Raw genomic sequence first — 23,022 nt, 5'->3', positions numbered from 1 at the left:
GTAGCGGTAACCATGCGGGCCAGGCTGTGAGGATCGCCCGCTTCGTCGTTGACGCCCGACGGTCCATCCCGATACGGTATCTGTTAACGATAACAACATTGCGGACCCGAACGGAGGGTGCGCGAAGGGAGAGCATGGACCCGTTCCATAGCCGCGCGCACCAGCCGACACGCCGCCAGTTGCTGGAGGGCGGCGCGGCGATCGCCGCCGTCGTATCGCTGCCGATCCCCGCTTCCGCCACGCCGATGCCGGACGACCGGCAGCTCTGGTATCGGCAGCCGGCCAAAGTCTGGACGGAGGCGCTGCCGATCGGCAACGGCCGGCTGGGCGCGATGGTGTTCGGCGGCGTCGCGCAGGAGCGATTGCAACTCAACGAGGACACGCTCTACGCCGGCGGTCCCTACGACCCGATCAACCCGAACGCACGGGCGGCGTTGCCCGAGGTTCGCCGGCTGATCGACGCGGGCGAGTTCGCGGCGGCGCAGGCGCTGGCGAATGCCAGGGTCATGGCGGTGCCGATCAAGCAGATGGCGTATCAGCCGGTCGGCGACCTGATCCTCGACCTGCCCGGCGCGACCGAGGCCGTGACCGATTACAGCCGGCATCTGAATCTGGATACGGCGACCGCGACGACCCATTTCGTCGCCGGCGGCACGCGTTACTCGCGGGACGTATTCGCCTCCCCCGACGATCAGGTGATCGCGGTGCAACTCCACGGCGACAGGCCGTTCGACCTGATCGTCGGCCTGACCTCCCCCCAAGCCGAAGTCGCGGTCGCCGTCGCGGCGGGGATGCTGACGCTGACCGGGCGCAACCGCGACCAGGCGGGCATCGCTGCAACGTTGCGCTTCGCCGCCCGCGCCCATGTGACGACGCAGGGCGGCACGATCGTCGCAACGGGCGACCGGCTGCGCGTGACGGGCGCGCGATCGGTGACGATCCTCGTGGCGATGGCGACGAGCTTCCGCCGCTTCGACGATACCGGCGGCGATCCTGAAGCGGCGACGCTGGCGGTGCTGGGTCGCGCCGCCCGTCGCGATTTCGATCGCATGCGGACGGATGCCGTCGCCGCGCATCAGGCGTTGTTCGGACGCGTGCGCCTGGACCTCGGTCGATCGGCCGCAGCGGAGCTTCCGACCGACGAGCGTATCCGCGCCAATCGTCTGGGCGACGATCCCGCGCTGGCGGCGCTGTACTTCGATTATGGCCGGTACCTGCTGATCGCGTCGTCGCGCGCCGGGAGCCAGCCAGCGAACCTCCAGGGCATCTGGAACGATCAGGTTCAGCCGCCGTGGGAATCGAAGTACACGATCAACATCAACACCGAGATGAACTACTGGCCGGCGCAGGTCACGGCGCTGCCCGAATGCGTCGAGCCGCTGGTGCGGATGGTGCGCGAGATGGCGGAAACCGGAGCGGTGACGGCGAAGCGCATGTACGGCGCGCGCGGCTGGGTGTGCCACCACAATACCGACCTGTGGCGGGCAACCGCGCCCGTCGACGGCGCGGAATGGGGCCTGTGGCCGACCGGCGGCGCATGGCTGTGCACGCATCTGTGGGAGCATTACGATTACGGGCGGGACCCGACGTATCTCCGGTCGATCTATCCGGTGATGCGCGGCGCGGCGCTGTTCTTCCTCGACACGCTCCAGACCGATCCGAAGACCGGCGCGCTGGTCACCACCCCGTCGCTGTCGCCGGAGAATATCCACCCCAAGGGCGCGTCGATCTGCGCCGGCCCGGCGATGGACATGCAGATCCTGCGCGACCTGTTCGATCAGGTGGGGCAGGCGGCGGCGCTGCTCGGCACCGACGGCGCCTTCGCGGCAGAGGTCGCGGCCGCGCGCAAGCGGCTGCCGCCGGATCGTATCGGCGCGCAGGGCCAGTTGCAGGAGTGGCAGGCCGACTGGGATGCGGCGGCCCCCGAACAGCATCACCGTCACGTCTCGCACCTGTACGGCCTGTTTCCCAGCGATCAGATCGACGTCGATCGGACGCCGGCGCTGGCGCGGGCGGCCCGGCGTTCGCTGGACATTCGCGGCGACGAGTCGACCGGCTGGGCGACGGCATGGCGCGCGAACCTGTGGGCCAGGCTGCGCGACGGGGAGCATGCCTATCGCATCATCGAACTGCTGCTGGGGCCGAAGCTCACTTATCCCAACATGTTCGACGCGCATCCGCCGTTCCAGATCGACGGCAATTTCGGCGGCGCGCGGGCGATGGCGGAGATGCTGATGCAAAGCCGCGGCGAGGATATCCTGCTGCTGCCGGCGCTTCCCAAGGCGTGGCCACGCGGGTCGATCACCGGTCTGCGCGCGCGCGGGCGGTGCAGCGTCGACGTGCACTGGCAGGACGGCACGCTGATCGAGGCATCGATCCGCGGCGACATCGCCGGGCGGCGCACCGTTCGGCTGGGCGCGCGGACCAAGACGATAACGCTGACACCGGGCCGTGCCGTTCGGGTGCGCGGCTCCGATCTGACTTAAGGGAATCCTATCATGATGAAGTTGCTGGCGGTCACGCTCGCCCTGTCGTTCGCTGGTTCGGCCTCGGCGCAGGTGAAGACGCCCGCACCGCCACCGGTCGCGGGCGCGAAGCCCGTCACGATCGAGCGAATCACCGTCCACTCTCCCGCGATCGAGGGCAATCTGGAGGGCGAAAGCCCGGATCGCGCCGTGCTGGTGGTGCTGCCACCGTCCTATCGCACGGAGGCGAAGCGGCGCTATCCGGTGGTGTACGCGCTGCACGGCTATTCGATCGGCGCGGAGCAGTGGGTCGGTGAGATCCACGTGCCGCAGACGATCGAGGGTGCATTCGCAAAGGGCGCCCGCGAGGTGATCGTGGTGCTGCCGGACAGCAAGACCGCGCATAACGGCTCCTTCTACTCCAGCTCCGTGACGGTCGGCGATTTCGAAACGTTCGTGGCGCGCGACCTCGTCGCCCATATCGACGGGCATTACCGGACGATTGCCGACCGGCGCAGCCGCGGCCTCGCCGGGCATTCGATGGGCGGATACGGCACCGCGCGCATCGGCATGAAGCATCCGGACGTGTTCGGCGCGCTGTACATGATGAGCCCGTGCTGCCTCTCGACGCGCGCGCTCGGCACACCCGATGCGACGACGGAGGCGACGCTGCGTGCGTTGAAGTCCCCGGCCGACAGTGCAAGCCTGTCCTGGGGCCTGCGCGCGCAGTTGGCGACGGCGGCGGCGTGGTCGCCGAACCCCAAGGCGCCGCCGCTCTATCTCGACCTGCCGATCAAGGATGGTCAGCCGCAGCCGGATGTGCTGGCCCGCTGGTCCGCCAACGCACCGCTGGCGATGCTCGACCAGTATGCGGCCAATCTGAAGCGCTACGCCGCGATCGGCATCGACGTCGGCGACCGCGACGGGTTGAAGGACGATGCCGAGAAGCTGCACGCCGGGCTCGACCGCTACGGCATCGCCAACAGCTTTCAGGTCTATCCGGGCGATCATACGAGCGGCGTCGCCGGACGCGTTCAGGATCACATGCTGCCGTTCTTCTCGCGCGCGCTGGCGTTCGCGCGGTGAGGGCGCGGACCGCGAGCCTTGCCGCCCTCATGCTCGCCGTATCGGCATCGGCGCAGGTCTGGCGGTCGGATCAGGGCGACGGGACGTTCCGCAACCCCGTCCTGTACGCGGATTATCCGGACCCAGACGTCATCCGGGTCGGGCAAGATTACTACATGGCGAGCACGACCTTCGCGAACGTGCCGGGGATCACGATCCTGCACAGCCGCGACCTCGTGAACTGGACGATCGCGTCGCATCTCGCCAACCGGCTGGAAGGATTGCCGCAATACGACCTGACGGGCGGTACGGCGTATCGGAAGGGGCTGTACGCCTCCAGCCTGCGCCATCACCGTGGCACCTACTATCTCGCGAACACGCCGGTCGGGCAGAAGACGCGCATCTGGTACGCCCATGACGTGCGCGGGCCGTGGCGCTTCCACGAACTGGATCGGGAAGCGTTCGATCCCGGACTGTTCATCGAGCCGGACGGGCGCGCCTATCTGGCGACGGCCAGTACGGCGGACGGGACGATCACGCTGCTGACGCTGGACGCCGCACTGGCCCACGTCACCGATGCGCGGAAGATCCACTATATCAAGGGCGCGGAGGGATCGAAGATCATCCGGCGCGGCGCCTATTACTACATGTTCAACGCACTGCCGCCGCGGCTGGCGCTGTCCGTGTCGCGCGCGCGCAGCCTGTTCGGCCCGTGGGAGACGCGCGACCAGATCGACGACAAGACCGGCGGGCATCAGGGTGCGCTGGTCGACCTGCCCGACGGCGGCTGGTTCGGCTTCGTCATGGAGGACAGCGGCGCGATCGGCCGGATGACCAATATCAGCCCCGTCTTCTGGCAGGACGACTGGCCGATCTGGGGCACGCCGGCGGCGCCCGGTCGGGTGCCCGCGCGTGCGGCGAAGCCGATCGCCGGTGCTCCGTTCGCCGAACCGGCGACGTCCGACGGTTTTGCAGGACGACGACTGGGGCTGCAATGGCAATGGAACCACAACCCCGATCCGACGCGCTGGTCGCTGGTTGAGCGTCCCGGCTGGCTGCGGCTGCGGCCGACCCAGGCCGAGCGGTTCTGGACCGCCCGCAACACGCTGACGCAAAAGGGGCAGGGGCCGGCCAGCCGGGCGGAGGTGAAGCTCGACATCGGTCATCTGACGCCGGGCGATCGGTGCGGCTTCGGGACGTTGGGCCAGTATAGCGCCAATCTGACGCTGACGCGCGGCGACGGCCGCCGCGCCGCCGTGACGATGGAGGTCACGGAAGACACTATCGACGGCGCGCGAACGGAGGTGCGCGCGAGCGCGACCGTGCCCGCCGGCGACGCCATGTGGTTGCGCACCGATATGGACTTCACGACCGATCGCGGCCGTGTTGCGTACAGCATGGACGGGCGGCGCTGGACGGGGCTCGGCGGCGATTTCCCGCTGGCGTTCGCGTGGCGAACGGGCACCTTCCAGGGCGAACAGTTCGCGCTGTTCTGCTACGCACCCGGCACCAGCAAGGGTTGGGTCGATGTCGACCATTTCAGGCTGTCCGCGCTCACGCCCGCCGGGCGGGCGCGAAAATGACCGGCTACTCGCCGGTCCAGTCGGGCACGCGTTTGGTCTTGGCGAGGAAGTCCGCGACGCCGCGGCGAAAATCGGCGCTGCCGTAGACCTGCGCGATCAGCGGTTCGATGTCGGGCAGCGCGTCGTAGGTCATGTGCCGGATCGTGGCCTTGGTCGTGCGTGTCGTCAGCGGCGCATTGGCGGCGGCACGTGCGCAGAGCGAAGCGACCTCCGCGTCCAGTTCGCCGCGTTCGACGATGTTCAGCAGGAATCCGCTGGCCAGCAACTGGTCGGCGGTCAGGAATTCGCCGAGCAGGACCATGCGCTTGGCGAACTGGATGCCGACGGCGCCGCCGATCCGCGCCACGCTGGCGGCGGACAGGCAATTGCCGATCGTGCGGCCGATCGGGGAGCCGAACTTCGCGTCGGGTGTGGCGATGCGGAAATCGCAGGACGACGCGATGTTCAGGCCGCCACCGACCGCCCAACCCTCGATTACGGCGATCGTGGTGCACGGGATCGCGTCGACCGCGGCCATGCACTCGTCGATCTCGCGCTCATAATCGATACCCTGCCGGCCGTCGGTATAGTCGGCGAACTTCGCGATATCGGTGCCGGAGATGAACGCCTTGCCGCCGGTGCCGCGAAACGTCGCGACGCGCACGGAGGCGTCGTCGGCGATGTCCCGCGCCGCATCGCGGAGCGCCAGCCACATCTCGCCGGTCAGCGCGTTGAAGGCGGACGGGTTGTCGAAGCGGACATGCACGGCGGGGCCGTCGCGCTCGACGACGATCCGGCCCGGAGAGGAAGCGGGCGCGTCGCTCATTCCGCGGCCTCGGCACGGGCGGGCAGCAGGCCCTTGTCGATCAGCTCCTGCCGGATCTCCGCATCATGCTCGTTGATGAGCGGCGGCGGCAGCCGCACCTCCTGTGGGGTGCCGCGCATCTTCACGGGAAAACCGAGCGCCTTGAACTCGCCTTCGATGGGGTGCGGCACCTGCATGACCATGTCGCGCGCGACCGATTGCTCGCTCGCCACCGCTTCGCCGTAATCGAGTATGGGGGCGGCGGGTACGCCGGCCGCGAGCAGTGCGTCGATCCACTCCTGCTTGGTGCGGGTCAGGAAGGTCGGGGCGAGATCGTCGATCAGTTGCAGGCGATTGGCGACGCGCGCGGCGTTGGTCGAATAGCGCTCGTCCTCCTGCAACCCGGGCCGCCCGACGACTTTCAGGAAGGTCAGCCACAAGCCCTGATTGGCCGCGCCGATGACGAACCAGCCGTCCGATGCCAGCACCGCCTGATACGGGGCGGACATGCGGTTGGCGGAGCCGATCGGCGTCGGCGGCTTGCCGGTGCCCCAAAGCTCGGTCGTCTCCCAGATCGACAGACCCAGCGCCGCCTCCAGCAGCGATGCATCGATATACTGGCCCTTGCCGGAGGTCTGGCGACCGATGATCGCGCTGAGGATGCCGTAGACGGAGAACAGGCCCGCGCCGAGATCGGCGACCGCGATCGAGTTCTTCGCCGGCTCCATACCCGGAAATCCGTTGGAACTGAGCACACCCGACATCGCCTGCGCGATCAGGTCGAAGCCGGGACGCTGCGCCCACGGGCCGGTCTGGCCGAAACCGGAGATGCTGGCATAGACCAGCCCCGGATTGATCGCCGACAGCGTGTCGTAATCGATGCCCAGCCGCTGCGACACGCCCGGTCGCGCATTTTCGACCACGATGTCGGCGGTCTTGACCAGCGCGTACAGGACCTCGCGGTCGGCCTCGTCCTTCAGGTTCAGCGTGATGCTGCGCTTGTTGCGGTTGAGCGCCAGGAAGCCGGGACTGTCCTCTCCCTTCAGGCGAAACCCCATCGAATGGCGCGTCGAATCGCCCGTGTGCGGCGGTTCGATCTTGATCACGTCCGCGCCCATGTCGCCCAGCAGCATGCAGCAGAACGGCCCTGCCATGACCTGCGATATGTCGAGGACCCTCAGGCCCGCTAGCGGCAAGGTCGGCATCGTCAACTCCTCTCACGTGATCCGTCGTTCGACATCCCCGCCGCTGACGGATCATATTGTATATGATCGAACGGCTTGCTAGCATCATTCCGATAAGGCGACAACGCCGCGGACCGTCAACAGGCGCGCCCGGCCTAGCGATGTGGGAGAGTAGGCTTGTCGAGGATGGATGCGCGCCGGTTCAGGCGTGTCGCGGCGATCGTGATCGCTGCACTGCCGGTCGCGCCGTTGCTGGCGCAGGCCGGTGGTGACTGGTCGAGCTATGGCCGCGACGAAAGTCATGCGCGTTTTTCGCCGCTGACGGAAATCACGCCCGCCAATGTCGGCAAGCTGCGACATGTGTGGAGCTATCACATGCGTCCGGCCGGGACATCGGGCGAGAGCATCCCGATGCCCGACAGCGTGCCGGCGAAGTTCCGCACCGGTTTCTCCGCGTCCGAAGCCACGCCGGTGGTGGTGAAGGGGACGATGTACCTCGCGACTCCCTATCGCCGGGTCGTTGCGCTGGACGCCGCGACCGGGCGCGAATTGTGGGTGTTCGCGTTGCCGGGCAACGACCAGCCGTCGACGCGCGGTGTCGCCTACTGGCCGGGCGGCAAGGGCGCCGGCCCGCGGATCGTGTTCGGATCGCGCACCGGCAAGCTGTTCGCGCTCGATGCCGCGACGGGCAAGCCGGTCGATGGTTTCGGTACGGCCGGTGCGGTGGACATGAAGACGCCGGAGGTGATGAACGGGACTCGCGCGCCGCTGGGGCTGAGCAGTCCGCCCGCCGTCTACCGCGACCTGATCATCACCGGATCCCGCGTGCAGGAAATGCCCACCAAGGGCGCGGCGGGCGACGTGCGCGCCTGGGACGCGCGCACGGGCAAGCTGGTCTGGACGTTCCACACGATTCCGCAGCCGGGCGAAGCGAATTTCGGCACGTGGGAAGGCGAAAGCTGGAAGAACCGGTCGGGCGTCAACGTCTGGACGTTCGTGGTCGTCGACGACAAGCGCGGCATCGCCTATCTGCCGGTGGGCGCACCGACCTTCGACCGCTGGGGCGGGGACCGCAAGGGCGCGAACCTGTACGGCAACTCGATCGTCGCGGTGGAGGCGGCGACGGGCAAGTATCTCTGGCATTTCCAGACGGTGCATCACGACATCTGGGACGTCGACCTGCCGACCGCGACGCTGATCGACGTGCGTCGCGGCGGCAGGACGATCCCGGCGATCGCGGTGATGAACAAGACGGCGATGATGTTCATCCTCGACCGCGTCACCGGCAAGCCGCTGTACGACGTGCGCGAGGTGCCGGTGCCGACCGACACCGATGTCGCGGGCGAGCAGCCCTGGCCGACGCAGCCGATGCCGGTGAAGCCGGCGCCGCTCGGCCGACTGACCTATGACGCCGCGGACCTCGTCGCCGGGCCACCAGCCCTGCGCTCGGCGTGCGAGAAGATGGTCACGGACCTCAAGATCGCACCCAGCAAGCTGTTCCAGCCGCTGCGCGCCGACTCGTCGGTCAACTTCTTCCCCGGCAGCCTGGGCGGAGTCGACTGGGGCGGGGGCGCGTTCGACCCGAAGCAGGGCCTGTACGTCATCAACGTCAACAACCTCGCCAGCCCGCAGCAACTGGCGCAGCAGCCGGACGGAAGCTGGGGAATGAAGGCCGGCTACGCCTATTTCCTCGATCCGGAGACGGGCAATCCCTGCCAGAAGCCGCCCTGGGGCGAGCTGGTCGCGGTGAACGTCAACACCGGCGACATCGCGTGGCGCAAGGTGCTGGGCAAGAACGACGACCCGCTGTTCGCGGACGCCGGCGTCATCAGCGCGGGCGGCCCGATCACCACCGCCAGCGGCCTGACCTTCATCGGCGCGACCCGCGATTCGATGATCCGCGCGTTCGAGACGCGGACAGGCGCACTGCTGTGGAGTGCGACCCTGCCCGCGTCGAACTACGGCACGCCAATGACCTACCGTGCCGCCGATGGCCGCCAGATGCTGGCGACCGTGGCGACCGGCGGCTTCGCGTTCCAGCCCGCCACCAGCGATCAGGTGGTCGCCTATGCCGTTCGCTGAGGAGTTCCGTATGTCGCGTACCCGCCCCTATCGCCTGGTCCTGACCACCGCCGCCGCGGCGATGATCGGGGCCGCCTCGCTGGCGGCGGGGATGCCGCAACAGGCCGCGCCGCCGCCGCCCGGACCGGGGCTGGACCTGGTCAACGAGCGATGCGGATTCTGCCACACCACGAATCAGGTCTTTGCAGCGCGCAAGACTTCGGCAGAATGGCCGGCGATCGTCCAGTCGATGATCGATCGTGGCGCCGAGCTGTCGCCGGAGGAGCAGAAGACCGTGAACGACTATCTCGTCGCGCATTACGCCACCGACAAAGCCGCCGCCGGGCCCGCCGCATCGGGCGCGGCGGCGCACTGATGCCGCGCTATCGCATCGACGGGCAGGAACCGCAGGTCCCGGCGTCGAGCTGGATCGCGCCGTCCGCTGACCTGATCGGCGATGTGCAATTGGGCGACGAGGTGGGCGTCTGGTTCGGCGCGGTAATCCGCGCGGACAACACGCCGATCGTGCTGGGCGATCGCACCAATATCCAGGAAGGCGCGATGCTCCACTCCGATCCCGGCACGCCGTTGACGATCGGGGCGGACTGCACGGTCGGGCACCACGCTATCCTGCATGGCTGTACGCTCGGCGACCGGGTGCTGGTGGGAATGGGCGCGACCGTGCTGAACAACGCCGTGATCGCCGACGATTGCCTGATCGGCGCGGGCGCACTGGTGACCGAGGGCAAGAGCTTCCCCGCCGGCAGCCTGATCATCGGCTCGCCCGCGCGCGCGGTGAAGGAATTGTCACCGGAGGTGATCGCCGGGCTGAAGGCGTCCGCCGCGGGCTATGCCACGCGGCAGGCGCACTTCGCGACGGCGCTGGAGCGCCTGCCCGACTGATCTACCGCGTGTATCGCGGCAGCACCCCGGCAACCTTGGTGCGCAGGCGGTACACGCTGGTCGACGCGGTGATGTAGAGCGTGCGACCGTCCTCCGCAAACGCCAGGTTGGCGGCGACCTCCGGCAGCTTCAGTTGCCCCAGCACCTTGCCCTGCGGCGAGATCACCCGGATTCCGCCGGGCCCGGTCGCCCAGATGTTGCCGCGCGTATCGACCTTCAGCCCGTCCGCACCGCCGCCGCCGCCCGCGGGGAAGGCGATCAGCACGCGCCGGTCGGACACCGCCCCGTTCGCGCCGACCTTATAGGCGTAGATGGTGCCCGGCGGGCCGTAATCGGTGACGTACAGCGTCTTGCCGTCGGGGGAGAAGCCGATGCCGTTGGGCAGTTTCAGGTCGGTGATGACCGGCGTCAGCGTGCCCTTCGCGTACCGGAATACCGCGTTGTACGGCAGTTGTTTGGCGGGATCGCGGTCCATGCCGTTGAACAGCCCGAATGGGGGGTCGGTGAACCATAGTGACCCATCGCGCGCGAAGACCAGGTCGTTGGGGCTGTTCAGCCGCTTGCCCTGATAATCGGTCAGGAACGCGACCGGCCGGTAGTCGCTGCCGACGCGGGCGATCTGGCGAGCGCCCATCTGCGCCATCAGCACGGTGCCGTCACGGTCGGTGACCATGCCGTTGGACCCGATGCTCTTGCCGGCCGGCGGGTTGGGCAGGCCGCCCGAATTGGCGATCAGCTCCTCGACCTTACCGGTCGGGTCGACGGCGCGCATCTTGTCGCCGTTGACGTCGGAGAACCAGAGGCGGCCGTCGTGCCACATCGGCCCCTCGGTGAAGGTGAAGCCGGTCGCCACCCGCTCGATCGCGGTGCCCGGCGCGATCAGCGCGTCGAGCTTCGGGTCGAGCCGCTCGACGCGCAGGTCCTGCGCCGCGGCCGGGGCGGCCACGGCCACCAGCAGGGCGGCTATGATCGTGTTGCGCATGATCCGTGTCTCCCCGTCAGACGGCGTCGGTGAGCAGGACGAGATAATCCTTGTTCAGGACGGTGTTCTCGATCAGCGGCCAGTTGCGTTGATGGATGTCGGACTTGATCCACACCTGCCGCTGCTCCTCGCTCTCATAGGTCAATTGGAAACGGTAGTTGATGCCGGTCGCCGGCGCGGGGCCGCCCTGGATCACGGAGCGCAGCTTCAGCATCTTCAGGTCCACAAACCCACGCCCGCGAAAACTCTGTGCGGCCGGGAGGAAGTGGGTGTGGAAGGCGTCCAGCATCTCCTGCTCGCGCGCCGGATCGACGGCGAGGTCGCAATAGAGGACGATCGGCTTGCGACGGCTGCGCTGGGCGCGAACGACGGCCGGCATGGCCAGCCCGGAGCCGGCCGCGGCGATGAGTTTCAACAGGTTGCGACGATGCATGGCATTCTCCCCTTCGAGTGTCAGCGTGGCCGTGGAGCGGTGGCGGTGGCGGTGGCGGCGGCGTAGGCGGCCTTGGCCGCGAGATCTTTCGCGACACCCACGACCATCAGTTCGAGCGGCGCGGTGCCGGTGGCGCGGATCGCGCGCGGCTGGTCGATGTCGACGGGCAGCGCGTCGCCGGTGCGCAGCGGCGCCGTCTGACCGGCGACGGTCGCCTCGCCGGCGCCGCCCACGACATAATAGACTTCGCTGATGCCGGGCTTGGTCGCGGTGCCGACCGAGGCACCCGGCGGGATCAGCAGGTGATCGACGAAGGTCCACGGCGTCGCGAAGACGGCAGGCTCCAGCGTGCGGCGATACCGGACCGTGCCGGTGCCGCCATCCATCCTCTCCACCGGCTTCAGCTTGCTGCGGTCCAGACGAAGGCTGATGAACTGCGGCACGGGATCCAGCGCGGCGGTGTCACGCGGATCGCCGAGATCGAAATTATCGTAGCGCTTCGTCATGCCGACATTGATGTTCAGCCACTGCATCGGCCGGTCGGTAGGGTTATAGACGCCGTGTGCGTGACCCATCCGGTCGGGTACCGCGGCGGGTCCGGGAAGCGTCGCGGTGCGCCCGTCGATCGTGAACTGGGCATCGCCGTCGAGGATGACGAACATCTCCTCGCACTGGTTATGGAAATGCTGGCCGATGCCGCTGTGCGGGGCGATCACGCCGCGGTGGACGAAGATGAGATTGGTGCTGAGTGCGTCGGGGCCGAGCAGGGGCGCGAAGGCCATCGATCCCGCGCCGGCATGCACGCCCCTGGCTTCGCGGTATTTGCCCGGATCGGTGTGGCCGATACGCTCCGCCAGCGTGCGGGAAACCTGGGCGGCAGCCGGAGCGGCGACGGCGATGGCGCCGACCAGTGCCAGCCATCGCGCGACTGTGCGAGCATGCGCCACGTAACTCTCCCCATCTGCCGCCGGTATGTGCCGGCTTGTGCAGGGACTATATCAAGCCTTTGCAAGAATCATATAGGATATTATCGAATCTGGCGCGCCTTGGTCGGGCGGACCGTGATCGGCTGACGCCCGCGGATGTCCAGAAAGGTCGTTCCGATCGCACTGCGGCGCAGCGAGACGCTTTCGCCGACGCGTGGGGGGGCGGCGGTGTTGGTCGACGTGAGGAACGCGCGACCATCGTCCAGCGCGACGCGGTAGCGACCGTAGCGCAGACGCTCGACGGTGACGATTCGGCCGGTGCGATCCGCCACGATGCTGGCGGCAGGCGGGACGTAGCTGGAGACGGGTGGGATGGACGGACGGCGCGGTGGTGCCGCCGGGGGGCGGGCTACGGCCGGCTCCGTCGGCGTGTTCCGTGCGTCGTAGCAGGCGAGACGCTTCGAGGGCTCGGTGATCGCGCGACAGTCCTGCGGTTCTGGCAAGGCTATCGGTGACATCACGGCGAGAAGTGCGGATACCGTTTCGAAAGCGGCAGTTACAATCATATACGCGATCCTCTCCTGCCGACGTTGCGGCTCACCGATGCCAGTCTGTTGCAAATCCGGTTGACCGGCAAGCCTGCATCATATCCTATATTATCGGAAACGATAGGCGCCGTCCGAGCGTCGTGGAGGATGAGGATATGATGATCGACCGAACCTATCTGCTGGCGGGCGCGACGGCGCTCGCGATGGGCATGGCCTGTGCCGCACCGTTGCTGGCGCAGGCGGGAGCCCCCGGTGCCCCCGGCCCCGGCGCATCGTCTGGACCGCCGCCGGCCGGCCGCTTCGTGCCGCCGCCGCCGGTGGAAATGTGGACGCCGAAGAAGACGCCCTATGCCGCTTATGACGCGCCGAACCGGCCGTGGTGGAAGCTCGCGGACGTGGTGGCGATGCACAAGGGCAAGGCGAACTGGTCGCAGCCGATCATCCGCAACAAGGATATCGTCGCCGACTGGCACCAGCAGGCGGCGGGCGGCAGGACGCCGGAGCTCGCCTATCCCGACAACCGCTCCGCGATCATCGTCTGGAGCGGGCAGTTGCGCGTCAATATGGCCGGCGTCGAGCCGTTCGTCGCCACCAAGGGTTTCGAGATCGACGTGCCGCTGCGTGTGCCGTTCACGCTGGAGACGGTGGGTAACGAACCCGCTTTGTGGTTCGAGGTGCATGCCGCCAGCGACGTGCCGCTCTATCCGGTGGGCACCACGCCGAACCAGCCGAAGGATGTCGCCGGCTTCCAGTACGAGCGTCGCCTGATCTCCGGCGGGCCGGGCACGCACGACGCGCAGAACCGCCCGTTCCTCGACTATTACAAGGATGTGGTCGGCGGCGGCGCGCGGGCGGGCGCGTTCATCGCGGCACAGCACCTGTTCGTGAACAACATTCGCGGCAAGGCGACACCGACGCCACCGTCCAGCAACCTTGGTCATTTCCACGTCGGCTATGACGAGTTCTGGTTCGTGATGGAGGGCAATATCGATCTTCAGATCGAGGGTGAGCCGCTGATCAAGGCGGCGTCGCCGGGCGACGTGCTGACGGCGAAGCAGGGCCGCTGGCACCGCGCCAGCTTCGGCGGGCCGGAGGGGCAGATGGGCACGCGCGTGGCGGTGAATCCCTATCCCTCGGGCCTGCACGGCTACAGCCTGGAATCGCGGGGACGTCAGTAGCAGCCGGATACAAAAAGACCGCCCCCGCGACCGGATGGTCGCGGGGGCGGCAGAGGGGGCTCTTCAGAACTTCATGCGCAGGCCCAGCGTCGTGAGCCGGCCGATCGGGTTCGACACGAAGCCGTTATAGCCCCATGCCCCGCCCAGAATGCCGTTGGTGTTGCCGTTGTAGAAGGGCGGGTCCTTGTCGAACATGTTCTGCATGTCGACGAACAGCTGCCAGCCGCGCAGCATGTTCTCCCCACCGAACGTATATTGCAGGTGGATGTCGAAGATGTCGTTGTTCTTGACCTTGTCGCCGCCACCGGTGGGATTGCCCACCGCATCGACGGTGATCGGCGCGACCGAAGTGCTGATCCAGTTACGATAACCGCCGGTGTGGTTCCAGAACAGGTCGGCGGAGAAGCCGCTCCACTCCCACCCCAGTTGCGCACGATTCTTGAACTGCACCGAGGGGAAGGTGGTGTTGTAGCCCGACGTGTTGAGGATGCTGAACGTCGTGCCGCCACCGAAATTCTGCTTGAACTTCGTGAAGTAGGTGAAGGCGCTGCCGATCGTGAAGCGGCCCATGTCGGTGGCCGGGGTGCGATAGCTGAACTGGCCGTCGATCCCCTCCACGACGAGGTTCAGGGCGTTGCGCGAGCTCTGGTCGATCAGGAAATACACCTGCGGCGGGACCGCGCCGGAGATCGACGCGCCGTTTGCGATGTTGGCGAAGCTATTGATCTGGTCCGCGGTGCAGGTGGTGGGGCAGATCGTCAGCAGCGGCCGTAGCCCCGCCGAATTGACGATCGCGCTGGGGCTGGGCGAACTCACGCCACCGATGAAGGTGTTGTGGAAGAACGTACCCGCCGCGACGAAGCCCGGCAGGAAACGTGGCGACAGATCCGCGCCGACCGACCAGCTCCGCCCCTTTTGCGGGACTTCGTTGGTGAAGCCGCCGCCAAGCTGCCGCCGCAGACCCTGAATGGCGGAGGTGCCGATGACGCAGGTGGTGCTGCCGCACTGCACCCCCGGGATCTGCGCGACATCGGGGTAGTTGGCGATCGGCACGGAAATCTGCGTGCCGTTCACGCCGACGCTGCCCGACGCGTAGAGGTATCCCTGCGTCGGATCGCCGATCACGCCGATCGGCGGCGCCACGAACGAGCGCGAATAGTTGCCGCGCAGCTTGAACCCCTCGAACGGTTCCCAGTTCGCCGCGAATTTCGGGTTGCTGGTGTCGCCGACGTCGCTGTAGCTGTCGTACCGGCCGGAAATGCTGACGTCGATCCGGTGGGCGAATGGGATGTTCATCTCCGGCGAGATCACCGGGATGTAGAGTTCCGCGTATACCGACTTCGTGTCGCGATCGTAGTTGTAGACGCGGAAGTTCGATCCGGTGGTGGTCGGGCCGGTGTTGTTCGACCCGGTGATCTTCTGCGTCTGCTCCTGCCAGTAATATTCGCCGCCGACCGCGATCTTCACCGTGCCGCCGGGCAGGTCGAACAGCGACCCTTGCAGGTCCAGCTTCACCTGATTGAACGTGTTGTAGTTCGTGTTCTCGCTGTTGGCCCGGTACAGCTGCCGGATCACGGAATCCGGCGTGCGATTGGTGCCGAGGCCGTTCCACACGTCGAGCGCGTTGGCGGTGGTCAGCGGCAGGTTCAGCGCGATGACGTTCTGGCCGGCGATGTTGGTCGCCGTCGTGCTGCCGCTGAGCTGCGCGGTGCCGTTCAGCGCCAGCAGCGCGCAGGAGGTGCAGAAGCCGTTGACGGTGTTCAGTGCCGACCGGTTCCAGCCGAACGCGTCGCTGAACGTGATCGTCCAGTCCTCCGTCAGCTTGTAGCCGGCGACGGCAGTGGCGTAGATCGAGTCCGCCTGCGACTCCGTCTCGCCGTAATTGCCGTCGGTGGTGGGAAACAGGAAGCTGACGCTTTCCTGCGTCGCGTTCGGGGCACCGGCGGGGGCGACGAAGAACGGATTGATCTGCCCGCCGCGGCCGGATCCCGGACCGAACACGGTGGCGTTGCTGATCCCGCCGGGTCCGTTGGGGGCGTGTGTCTCCTGACGATTATAGTTCATCGTCGCGGTCACGGTCAGTCGGTCGCCGAAGTCGTTGGTGACCTTCACGAACGAATTGGCGCGGAACTGCGCGGGCAGCAGCGTCGCGTAGATGGAGTTGTTGCACGGCGCGTTGCTGGGCGTGTTGGCGACCGTGGTGGTGGCGCCGGGAGAGGTGAATACGCCCGACACGCCGGGGACGATGATCGTCGCCGGGCTGCACTGGAAGCTCTGGTTCACGCTGCCGCCGACCGCGCGGTAATCGCCGCGGCTGGCGAATTCGCGATCCCGGTTCAGCAGCTTCGACTGGTCGCTGTACGATCCGGCGACGTAGACGCCGCCCGTCTCCCATGTCTTGCCCCAGATGAAGTTGCTCTGGAAGTCGCGGTAATTGTCCGCGAAGCTGGTCTGGATGTTCGCCTCCAGCCCGTCGAAAGTGCGGCGGGTGATGAAGTTGACGACGCCCGCGACCGCGTCCGATCCGTAGACCGACGATGCGCCGTCCGCGAGCACCTCGACACGCTGGATCGCGCTGATCGGGATGATGTTGGGATCGGTCTGCGAGAACTGGGTGCCGCCGCCGGGCAGGCGCAAGCCGTCGACGATCACCAGCGTGGTGTTCGAGGACGATCCTGCCAGGCTGTGGATCTGCGGTGCGTAGTAGGAGAACCCGTTCTCGCCCTGCGACACGGAGCCTGCGGTCGAGATCGCGGGCACGGTGTTGACGAGTTGCGACGCGTTGACGGGTGCCGTCTTCTCGATCGTTTCCAGCCCGACCGAAACGAGGTTGGAGCCGATCGGCGCGACGCCGCGGATGGCGCTGCCGGTGACGATGATGTCGGCGCCGCCGCCGTCCGCGGTGTCCTGCGGATTGACGACGGGAGTCGCGACGGCGGGGCGATCCTCCTCCGCCTGCTCGTCCGCTGCCGGTGTGGGCGGCGTGGTCGCCTGTGGGGCACCGGCCTGCGCCAGTGCGGCTTCGCTCCACATCAACGCCAATGCCAGAGCGGCACCGGACGCAATGATCCTGTGGTTCAGTCCCTTTCGCATATCACTCCCCTTTATGATCACATATCGTATCGTATATGATTCGCTTATGGATATGCCTTCGGAAGCGCCCGGTCAACGCACTCGTATTTTTGTGATTTCTAGGGAGGCCCGGCGACGGCAAACATCCTCATGGGCGGCAATGGCGCGGGACTTTGCCGCTCGTAATTCCCGTGCCGGGCGCGGTCTGGTCGGACATTTGCGGTGACGATCGCAAACTGTCATTGTGAGGCAGCAATCGTTCAACTTGGCCATGCGGCACCGCTGCTTGGCGCTCTTCTCGACCCAGCCTTCCTATTCACCTGCGGTAGCCCCGCGCCGTTGTGGTACGTTATCAATGGCAGGACACGCCGTGATAATCCCCTGACCGCCGTCGGCCGATCGTCGACAGCCACTGCATTTAACGAGGACACGTGTTGGAAAAGGCGCGCCGACGGGCAACGATCATCGATGTGGGCCGGCACGCGGGAGTGTCCGCCAAGACGGTGTCGCGTGTCCTGAACGGAGAGCCGCATGTCAGTCCTGCGGTTCAGCAGCGTGTCCGCGATGCGGCGGCGAGCCTGCATTACCATCCCAACATGCTCGCCCGTGCCCTGGTGCGGCAGCGGTCGATGCTGCTCGGGCTCGTCTATGAGAATCCTTCGGCGAGTTACGTGGTCGAACTTCAGCGCGGCATGCTCACCCGACTGGCGGACACGCCCTACCGCCTGGTGGTGTTTCCGATCGCGTCGATCATCGAACGCAGCGGCGAGGTCGCGGGATTGCTGCGATCGGCGGGGCTGGACGGCGTCGTTCTCGCACCGCCTGCTGCCGACGATCTGCGCATCCTGAACGATCTGGCGTCTGCCGGGATCGCGTGTGCGCGCATCGGGCCGTCGCGCGCGATCGAATTGGCACCGAGCAATATCGTCGACGACATCACGGCGGCGCGAGAGATCGCGACCCATGTGATCGAGCTCGGTCATCGTACGATCGGCATCATCAAGGGACATGCGTCGCACGCTGCCAGTGAGGCGCGGACGATGGGCTATAGTCAGGCATTCTACGCAGCGGGACTGCCGATGCGGCTCGATTTGGTCGAGCAGGGCGATTTCACGCGGGAGAGTGGCCATGCCGCGGCCGAACGCCTGCTGGCGCGGGCCGAAGCACCAACGGCCATTCTCGCGCAGAACGACGACATGGCGGTCGGAGCACTGCTCGCGGCACGCGAGCGGGGGCTGACGGTTCCCGACGACCTGACGCTGGTCGGCTTCGACGATTCCGAAATCTCCCGGATATGCTGGCCCCCGCTCACCACCGTTCGCCAGCCGGTCTTCGAAATGGCACGGGAAGCGACAGATATGGTCATCGCCCAGCTGGAAGACCGCCCGCCCCTGCAGCGGCACGATCATCCCCACGACCTGCTGATCCGGGCATCGACCGCCGCACCGCCACGCTCCTGAAGCTCGTCGGTCTGTCCGACGTTGACAACGTTGACACAGGTGTGCTGGATCGTTCGCGAGCCATAGAGCTACAGGAGGGGATGATGAGGTCAGGCGCGTTGCCTATCGTTGCAATGCTGGCGTGCGCGACCGCGATCGGGTGGCCGGCACCGGTGGCGGCGCAGACCGGCATCGTCCACCCGGAGGCGTGGCCCAGGATCGCTTGGCCGGTGCGTACCGATGCCGCGGCGGAACGTCGCATCGCCGACCTGCTCGCCCGGATGACGGTCGAAGAGAAGGTCGGGCAGGTGATCCAGGCCGACATCGCCAGCGTCAGGCCCGAGGACGTGAAGCGATATCATCTGGGGTCTGTGCTCAACGGCGGCAATTCCGGACCGTATGGCGACGATCTGGCACCGGCACCGAAGTGGCTGGAACTGGCGGACGCGTTCTACGCCGCGTCGACGGATCGAAGCGGCGGTGGCGTCGGCATCCCGCTGATCTGGGGCACGGATGCGGTGCACGGGCACAGCAACATCGTCGGCGCGACGCTGTTCCCGCACAATGTCGGGCTGGGCGCGGCGAACGATCCGGACCTGATCCAGCGCATCGGGGCGGCGACCGCGGCGGAAATCCGTGTCACCGGGCAGGAGTGGACCTTCGCGCCGACGATCACCGTGCCGCAGGACGCACGCTGGGGTCGCACCTATGAGGGTTACTCGTCCGACCCCGCGCTGGTCGCGCGCTATGCCGATCGCATGGTGCTGGGATTGCAGGGGCCGGTGAACGGCAAGCCGATGCTCAAGGGGCCGTACGTGCTCGCCAGCACCAAGCATTTCCTGGCGGACGGCGGCACGTTCGAGGGCCGCGATCAGGGCGATGCGAAGATCACCGAGGCGCAGCTCCGCGACATCCACGGTGCCCCCTACGGCCCGGTAATCCGCGCCGGCGTGGGCACGGTCATGACCAGCTTCTCGAGCTGGCAGGGCGTGAAGATGGCCGGGAACAAGGGCTTGGTCACCGACGTGCTGAAAGGCCGGATGGGCTTCGGCGGCTTCGTCGTCACCGACTGGAACGCGCACGGGCAGGTCGCCGGCTGCACCAACGCCAGTTGTCCGCAGGCACTGCTCGCCGGCGTCGACATGTACATGGCGCCGGACAGCTGGAAGCCGCTGTACAATTCGCTGCTCGCGCAGGCGAAGTCGGGCGTCGTTCCCGCCGCGCGGCTGGACGATGCGGTCGCGCGCATCTTGCGCGTGAAGATGCGGCTGGGGCTGTTCGAGGCGGGCAAACCATCGTCGCGGCCACTGTCGGGACAGTATAAGCTGCTCGGCGCGCCGGAGCATCGCGCGATCGCACGCGAAGCGGTCGGCAAGTCGCTGGTGCTGCTGAAGAACCAGGGCGTATTGCCGCTGAAGCCGGGCGCCAGCATCCTGGTCGCGGGCGACGGTGCGGACGACATCGCGCGCCAGTCGGGCGGGTGGACGCTGACATGGCAGGGCACCGGCCTGACCAACGCCAACTTCCCCGGTGCGACGTCGATCTGGGGCGGCATCGATGCCGCGGTGAAGAAGGCGGGCGGCAAGGCCCAGCTCGCGCCGGACGGCAAGTTCACCACCAGGCCCGATGCCGCGATCGTCGTATTCGGCGAAACGCCCTATGCGGAGTTTCAGGGCGACCTGAAGACGCTGCAATTGCGCAGCGATCAGGTCGGACCCCTCGCGACGATGAAGCGGCTGAAGGCGCAGGGCATTCCTGTGGTCGCGGTGATGCTGACCGGCCGACCGCTGTTCACCGGCGAGGAGCTGAACACCGCCGACGCGTTCGTCGTCGCATGGTTGCCGGGCAGCGAGGGCGCGGGCGTGGCGGATCGACTGTTCTCGTCTTCTGCGGGATTCACCGGCCGGCTGTCGATGCCGTGGCCGATGTCGGCAAAGGCGGACGGCCCGGTTCTGTACCCGCTCGGCTATGGCCTGACCGGGCGTGAGCGAGCGGGCGCGTGGACGCCGGTGTCCGAGGACTCCGGGGTAGCGGCGGTCGACGACGGCGGCGTGTTCTTCGCCGACGGTGTCCCGTCCGCGGCCTGGTCGCTGCACGTCAGCGACGGTGCTGCCGACCAGACGCGGGTGACGAGCGTGCCGCTGGCGGCGCTTGGCGGACGCGTCACGGTGCGCGCCGTCGATGCGCGCGTGCAGGAGGGTGGCCGCGAGTTCGCGCTGCGCGGTGGTGGCGTGACGGAAGTGTCGCTGAGCCCGGCCGGCTCGCGCGACCTGACGCGGGAGGCGAACGGCGATGTGATGACGGTCGCGACGATCCGCTTCGACACCGCCCCCGCCGCCGACGCGCGGATCGTCGCCGACTGCGGCGGCGGGTGCAAGGGCGGAGCGGCGCTGCCGAAGACGCTGCCGGTGGGCAAATGGCTGACGGTGGGTGTTCCGTTGAAGTGCTTCGGCACGATGACCGACGTAACGCGGCCGTTTGTGATCCGGACGACGGGGCGCATGACCTTCTCGCTGGCGCGGGTCGCGCTGGGGACGAGCGCGGACCGGGTGCTGCCGTGTTCGTGAGGTAGGCTGGGGGATAACTCGCTCCTATCCCTTGGAAAGCAGGTTGGGGCGGGGAGGCTCGTTGCACGGCATGCTTAGGGCGCCGCCTTCAGGCCTCTTGGAGAGGATCGATGCAACACTTCTTCTACCACCCCGGCGAAGGCCGGGGTCCAGTTGGGTCGTTGGCGGTAATAGACTGAGATCGTTAGCCCAACTGGACCCCGGCCTTCGCCGGGGTGGTGGTATCCTGAGAGGCTGCGGAGCTACTTTGCAAAGATCGCCTGAATGAAAGGACGAGTGTTGCGCTTGCAATGAGCGAAGCGTCGCATCCCACGCTGGGCTTTTCGGGCGCGAAGGGTGATGGAGCCTTTCGCAATCGAAGGGCGGTAACGATGACGATGACGCGGCGGGCGGTGATGGCGACGGGCGGGCTGCTGGCCGCGATGCCGCGTGTGGGCTGGGCGGCCGACGCGGCTCTGGCGAGCCAGCGCCCGGCAGCGCAGGACCGCCGCTTCGTCAGCCCGGCGGTGGAGCGGGAGATCGTGCGCGTCGGCCGGCGCATCGGCGATCCCGAGCTGCGCTGGATGTTCGAGAATTGCTATCCGAACACGCTCGACACGACGGTGAAGATGGGCGTCGTCGACGGCAAGCCCGACGCGTTCGTCATCACCGGTGACATCCCGTGCCTGTGGCTGCGCGATTCCGCAGCGCAGGTGCGGCCCTATCTGCACCTCGTCAAAACCGACCCGAAGCTAAAGGAGCTGTTCCGCGGCCTGATCGCACGGCAGGCGCGGTCGATCCTGATCGATCCCTATGCCAACGCGTTCATGGAAGATCCGACCGCGAAGAGCGATCTGGAATGGTCGCAGTCGGACCGGACCGACATGAAGCCGGGCGTCGGCGAGCGCAAATGGGAGGTCGACTCGCTCTGCTATGCGATGCGGCTGGCGCATGATTACTGGTCGACGACGCGCGATCCGCGACCCTTCGACGCGACCTGGGCACAGAGCGCGCGGGCGATCGTCCGTACGTTTCGCGAGCAGCAGCGCAAGGACGGACCGGGGCCATACCGGTTCCAGCGCAGTGCGCCGCAGCCGAGCGAGACGCTACAGGCCGGGTACGGCGCGCCGACCCGCAAGGTCGGGCTGATCCATTCCGGCTTCCGCCCGTCCGACGACGCCTGCACCTATCCGTTCCTGATCCCGTCCAATGTGTTCGCGGTGACGACGCTGCGCGAACTGGCGGTGGTGGCGCAGGGAGCGCGGCAGGATGCTGGGCTGGCGGCGGACGCGAGCGCGTTGGCGGACGAGGTCGAGCGGGCGCTGCGCGAATACGGCACGATGACGCTGCGCGACGGGCGCAGGGTGTGGGCGTACGAGGTCGACGGGTTCGGAAACGCGGCATTCATGGACGACGCCAACGTGCCGTCGCTGTCCGGGCTGGCGTTCCTCGGCTGCGTCCGCGCCGATGACCCGCTGTGGCGCGCGACCGCAGCGGCAGCGTGGAGCGATGCGAACCCGTGGTTCTTCCGCGGCAAGGCGGCAGAGGGGATCGGCGGGCCGCATGTCGGCGAGGGGCAGATCTGGCCGATGTCGATCATCATGCGCGCTTTTTCCGCCACCGACGATGCGACGATCCGGCGATGCCTGGCGATGCTGAAGGCGACGCATGGCGGTACGGGCTTCATGCACGAATCGTTCGATCAGGACGATCCGAAGACCTTCACGCGCAGCTGGTTCGCCTGGGCGAACGGGCTGTTCGGGCAGTTGATCGTGCATCTTGCGACGACACGACCGCAGTTGTTGGGGTGACGCGTACGCCTCCCTCCCCCCTTGAGGGAAGGGAGACGCGCA

The 23,022-nt window shown here is 67.4% G+C and carries 17 protein-coding genes; 10 read left to right on the top strand and 7 right to left on the bottom strand.

Annotation, left to right across the window (positions count from 1 at the left end):
• The first annotated feature begins 134 nt into the window (after window positions 1–134).
• The 3 genes from AC0CH8_RS12365 to AC0CH8_RS12355 are packed head-to-tail and all read left to right on the top strand — an operon-like array spanning window position 135 to window position 5,113.
• The gene (locus AC0CH8_RS12365; RefSeq protein WP_465240146.1) at window positions 135–2,486 is read left to right on the top strand and encodes a glycoside hydrolase family 95 protein; all 2,352 of its coding nucleotides are present in this window, start codon (window positions 135–137) and stop codon (window positions 2,484–2,486) included.
• A 12-nt stretch (window positions 2,487–2,498) separates the two neighbouring features.
• A complete protein-coding gene (locus AC0CH8_RS12360; protein WP_465240145.1) occupies window positions 2,499–3,551 on the top strand; it encodes an alpha/beta hydrolase in 1,053 nt (350 codons plus the stop codon).
• Entirely contained in the window at window positions 3,548–5,113 is a 1,566-nt protein-coding gene (locus AC0CH8_RS12355; protein ID WP_465240144.1) for a glycoside hydrolase family 43 protein, read from the top strand. The genes AC0CH8_RS12360 and AC0CH8_RS12355 overlap by 4 nt, the downstream gene beginning before the upstream one ends.
• 4 nt (window positions 5,114–5,117) lie before the next feature.
• On the opposite strand, the gene AC0CH8_RS12350 is transcribed toward AC0CH8_RS12355, so the two are convergent.
• Both AC0CH8_RS12350 and AC0CH8_RS12345 read right to left on the bottom strand, forming a co-directional pair.
• The gene (locus tag AC0CH8_RS12350) at window positions 5,118–5,918 is read right to left on the bottom strand and encodes an enoyl-CoA hydratase (protein WP_465240143.1); all 801 of its coding nucleotides are present in this window, start codon (window positions 5,916–5,918) and stop codon (window positions 5,118–5,120) included.
• Entirely contained in the window at window positions 5,915–7,102 is a 1,188-nt protein-coding gene (locus tag AC0CH8_RS12345) for a CaiB/BaiF CoA transferase family protein (RefSeq protein WP_465240142.1), read from the bottom strand. The genes AC0CH8_RS12350 and AC0CH8_RS12345 overlap by 4 nt, the downstream gene beginning before the upstream one ends.
• Before the next feature lie 165 nt (window positions 7,103–7,267).
• Here AC0CH8_RS12345 and AC0CH8_RS12340 point away from each other — a divergent pair, with 165 nt between their 5' ends.
• The 3 genes from AC0CH8_RS12340 to AC0CH8_RS12330 are packed head-to-tail and all read left to right on the top strand — an operon-like array spanning window position 7,268 to window position 10,045.
• Window positions 7,268–9,163, top strand: a complete 1,896-nt coding sequence (locus AC0CH8_RS12340) for an outer membrane protein assembly factor BamB family protein (protein ID WP_465240170.1) — start codon at window positions 7,268–7,270, stop codon at window positions 9,161–9,163.
• Between the two features lie 10 nt (window positions 9,164–9,173).
• Entirely contained in the window at window positions 9,174–9,518 is a 345-nt protein-coding gene (locus AC0CH8_RS12335; protein ID WP_465240141.1) for a c-type cytochrome, read from the top strand.
• Window positions 9,518–10,045 carry a gamma carbonic anhydrase family protein gene (locus AC0CH8_RS12330; RefSeq protein ID WP_204200085.1) on the top strand — a complete coding sequence of 176 codons (528 nt, stop codon included), beginning with the start codon at window positions 9,518–9,520 and terminating at the stop codon, window positions 10,043–10,045. The genes AC0CH8_RS12335 and AC0CH8_RS12330 overlap by 1 nt, the downstream gene beginning before the upstream one ends.
• A gap of 1 nt (window position 10,046) precedes the next feature.
• Here AC0CH8_RS12330 and AC0CH8_RS12325 read toward each other — a convergent pair whose 3' ends face one another.
• The 4 genes from AC0CH8_RS12325 to AC0CH8_RS12310 form a co-directional block, all read right to left on the bottom strand.
• The gene (locus AC0CH8_RS12325) at window positions 10,047–11,027 is read right to left on the bottom strand and encodes an SMP-30/gluconolactonase/LRE family protein (RefSeq protein ID WP_465240140.1); all 981 of its coding nucleotides are present in this window, start codon (window positions 11,025–11,027) and stop codon (window positions 10,047–10,049) included.
• Window positions 11,028–11,043: 16 nt separating this feature from the next.
• Entirely contained in the window at window positions 11,044–11,460 is a 417-nt protein-coding gene (locus tag AC0CH8_RS12320) for a 3'-5' exonuclease family protein (RefSeq protein ID WP_204200083.1), read from the bottom strand.
• Between the two features lie 20 nt (window positions 11,461–11,480).
• On the bottom strand, window positions 11,481–12,407 hold the full coding sequence (locus AC0CH8_RS12315) for a cupin domain-containing protein (RefSeq protein ID WP_465240139.1): 927 nt from the start codon (window positions 12,405–12,407) through the stop codon (window positions 11,481–11,483).
• An 80-nt stretch (window positions 12,408–12,487) separates the two neighbouring features.
• Window positions 12,488–12,952, bottom strand: a complete 465-nt coding sequence (locus tag AC0CH8_RS12310; RefSeq protein ID WP_465240138.1) for a hypothetical protein — start codon at window positions 12,950–12,952, stop codon at window positions 12,488–12,490.
• Between the two features lie 137 nt (window positions 12,953–13,089).
• Here AC0CH8_RS12310 and AC0CH8_RS12305 point away from each other — a divergent pair, with 137 nt between their 5' ends.
• Complete coding sequence (locus tag AC0CH8_RS12305; RefSeq protein WP_465240137.1) at window positions 13,090–14,112, top strand: cupin domain-containing protein; 1,023 nt, start codon at window positions 13,090–13,092, stop codon at window positions 14,110–14,112.
• Between the two features lie 63 nt (window positions 14,113–14,175).
• Here the strand turns inward: AC0CH8_RS12305 and AC0CH8_RS12300 are convergent, their stop codons facing one another.
• The gene (locus AC0CH8_RS12300) at window positions 14,176–17,205 is read right to left on the bottom strand and encodes a TonB-dependent receptor domain-containing protein (RefSeq protein ID WP_465240136.1); all 3,030 of its coding nucleotides are present in this window, start codon (window positions 17,203–17,205) and stop codon (window positions 14,176–14,178) included.
• A gap of 413 nt (window positions 17,206–17,618) precedes the next feature.
• On the opposite strand from AC0CH8_RS12300, the gene AC0CH8_RS12295 reads away from it, so the two are divergent.
• From AC0CH8_RS12295 to AC0CH8_RS12285, 3 genes are all read left to right on the top strand, one after another.
• On the top strand, window positions 17,619–18,644 hold the full coding sequence (locus AC0CH8_RS12295) for a LacI family DNA-binding transcriptional regulator (RefSeq protein ID WP_465240135.1): 1,026 nt from the start codon (window positions 17,619–17,621) through the stop codon (window positions 18,642–18,644).
• Window positions 18,645–18,742: 98 nt separating this feature from the next.
• Window positions 18,743–21,190, top strand: a complete 2,448-nt coding sequence (locus AC0CH8_RS12290) for a glycoside hydrolase family 3 protein (protein ID WP_465240134.1) — start codon at window positions 18,743–18,745, stop codon at window positions 21,188–21,190.
• Window positions 21,191–21,561: 371 nt separating this feature from the next.
• Complete coding sequence (locus AC0CH8_RS12285; protein ID WP_465240133.1) at window positions 21,562–22,980, top strand: glycoside hydrolase family 125 protein; 1,419 nt, start codon at window positions 21,562–21,564, stop codon at window positions 22,978–22,980.
• The last annotated feature ends 42 nt before the right edge of the window (window positions 22,981–23,022 follow it).

The sequence above is a fragment of the Sphingomonas sp. AC435 genome (assembly GCF_979253005.1).
Note: the sequence above shows the minus strand (reverse complement) of the source record. Positions and strands in the feature narration are given on the sequence as shown.

Bases quoted from the DNA above. Each gene is read 5' to 3' on its own strand.
- AC0CH8_RS12330 (WP_204200085.1), top strand. From the start codon at position 9,518: ATGCCGCGCTATCGCATCGACGGGCAGGAACCGCAGGTCCCGGCGTCG.
- AC0CH8_RS12350 (WP_465240143.1), bottom strand. From the start codon at position 5,918: ATGAGCGACGCGCCCGCTTCCTCTCCGGGCCGGATCGTCGTCGAGCGC.
- AC0CH8_RS12320 (WP_204200083.1), bottom strand. From the start codon at position 11,460: ATGCATCGTCGCAACCTGTTGAAACTCATCGCCGCGGCCGGCTCCGGG.
- AC0CH8_RS12310 (WP_465240138.1), bottom strand. From the start codon at position 12,952: ATGATTGTAACTGCCGCTTTCGAAACGGTATCCGCACTTCTCGCCGTG.
- AC0CH8_RS12340 (WP_465240170.1), top strand. From the start codon at position 7,268: ATGGATGCGCGCCGGTTCAGGCGTGTCGCGGCGATCGTGATCGCTGCA.
- AC0CH8_RS12300 (WP_465240136.1), bottom strand. From the start codon at position 17,205: ATGCGAAAGGGACTGAACCACAGGATCATTGCGTCCGGTGCCGCTCTG.
- AC0CH8_RS12360 (WP_465240145.1), top strand. From the start codon at position 2,499: ATGATGAAGTTGCTGGCGGTCACGCTCGCCCTGTCGTTCGCTGGTTCG.
- AC0CH8_RS12335 (WP_465240141.1), top strand. From the start codon at position 9,174: ATGTCGCGTACCCGCCCCTATCGCCTGGTCCTGACCACCGCCGCCGCG.
- AC0CH8_RS12325 (WP_465240140.1), bottom strand. From the start codon at position 11,027: ATGCGCAACACGATCATAGCCGCCCTGCTGGTGGCCGTGGCCGCCCCG.
- AC0CH8_RS12345 (WP_465240142.1), bottom strand. From the start codon at position 7,102: ATGCCGACCTTGCCGCTAGCGGGCCTGAGGGTCCTCGACATATCGCAG.
- AC0CH8_RS12305 (WP_465240137.1), top strand. From the start codon at position 13,090: ATGATGATCGACCGAACCTATCTGCTGGCGGGCGCGACGGCGCTCGCG.
- AC0CH8_RS12365 (WP_465240146.1), top strand. From the start codon at position 135: ATGGACCCGTTCCATAGCCGCGCGCACCAGCCGACACGCCGCCAGTTG.
- AC0CH8_RS12285 (WP_465240133.1), top strand. From the start codon at position 21,562: ATGACGATGACGCGGCGGGCGGTGATGGCGACGGGCGGGCTGCTGGCC.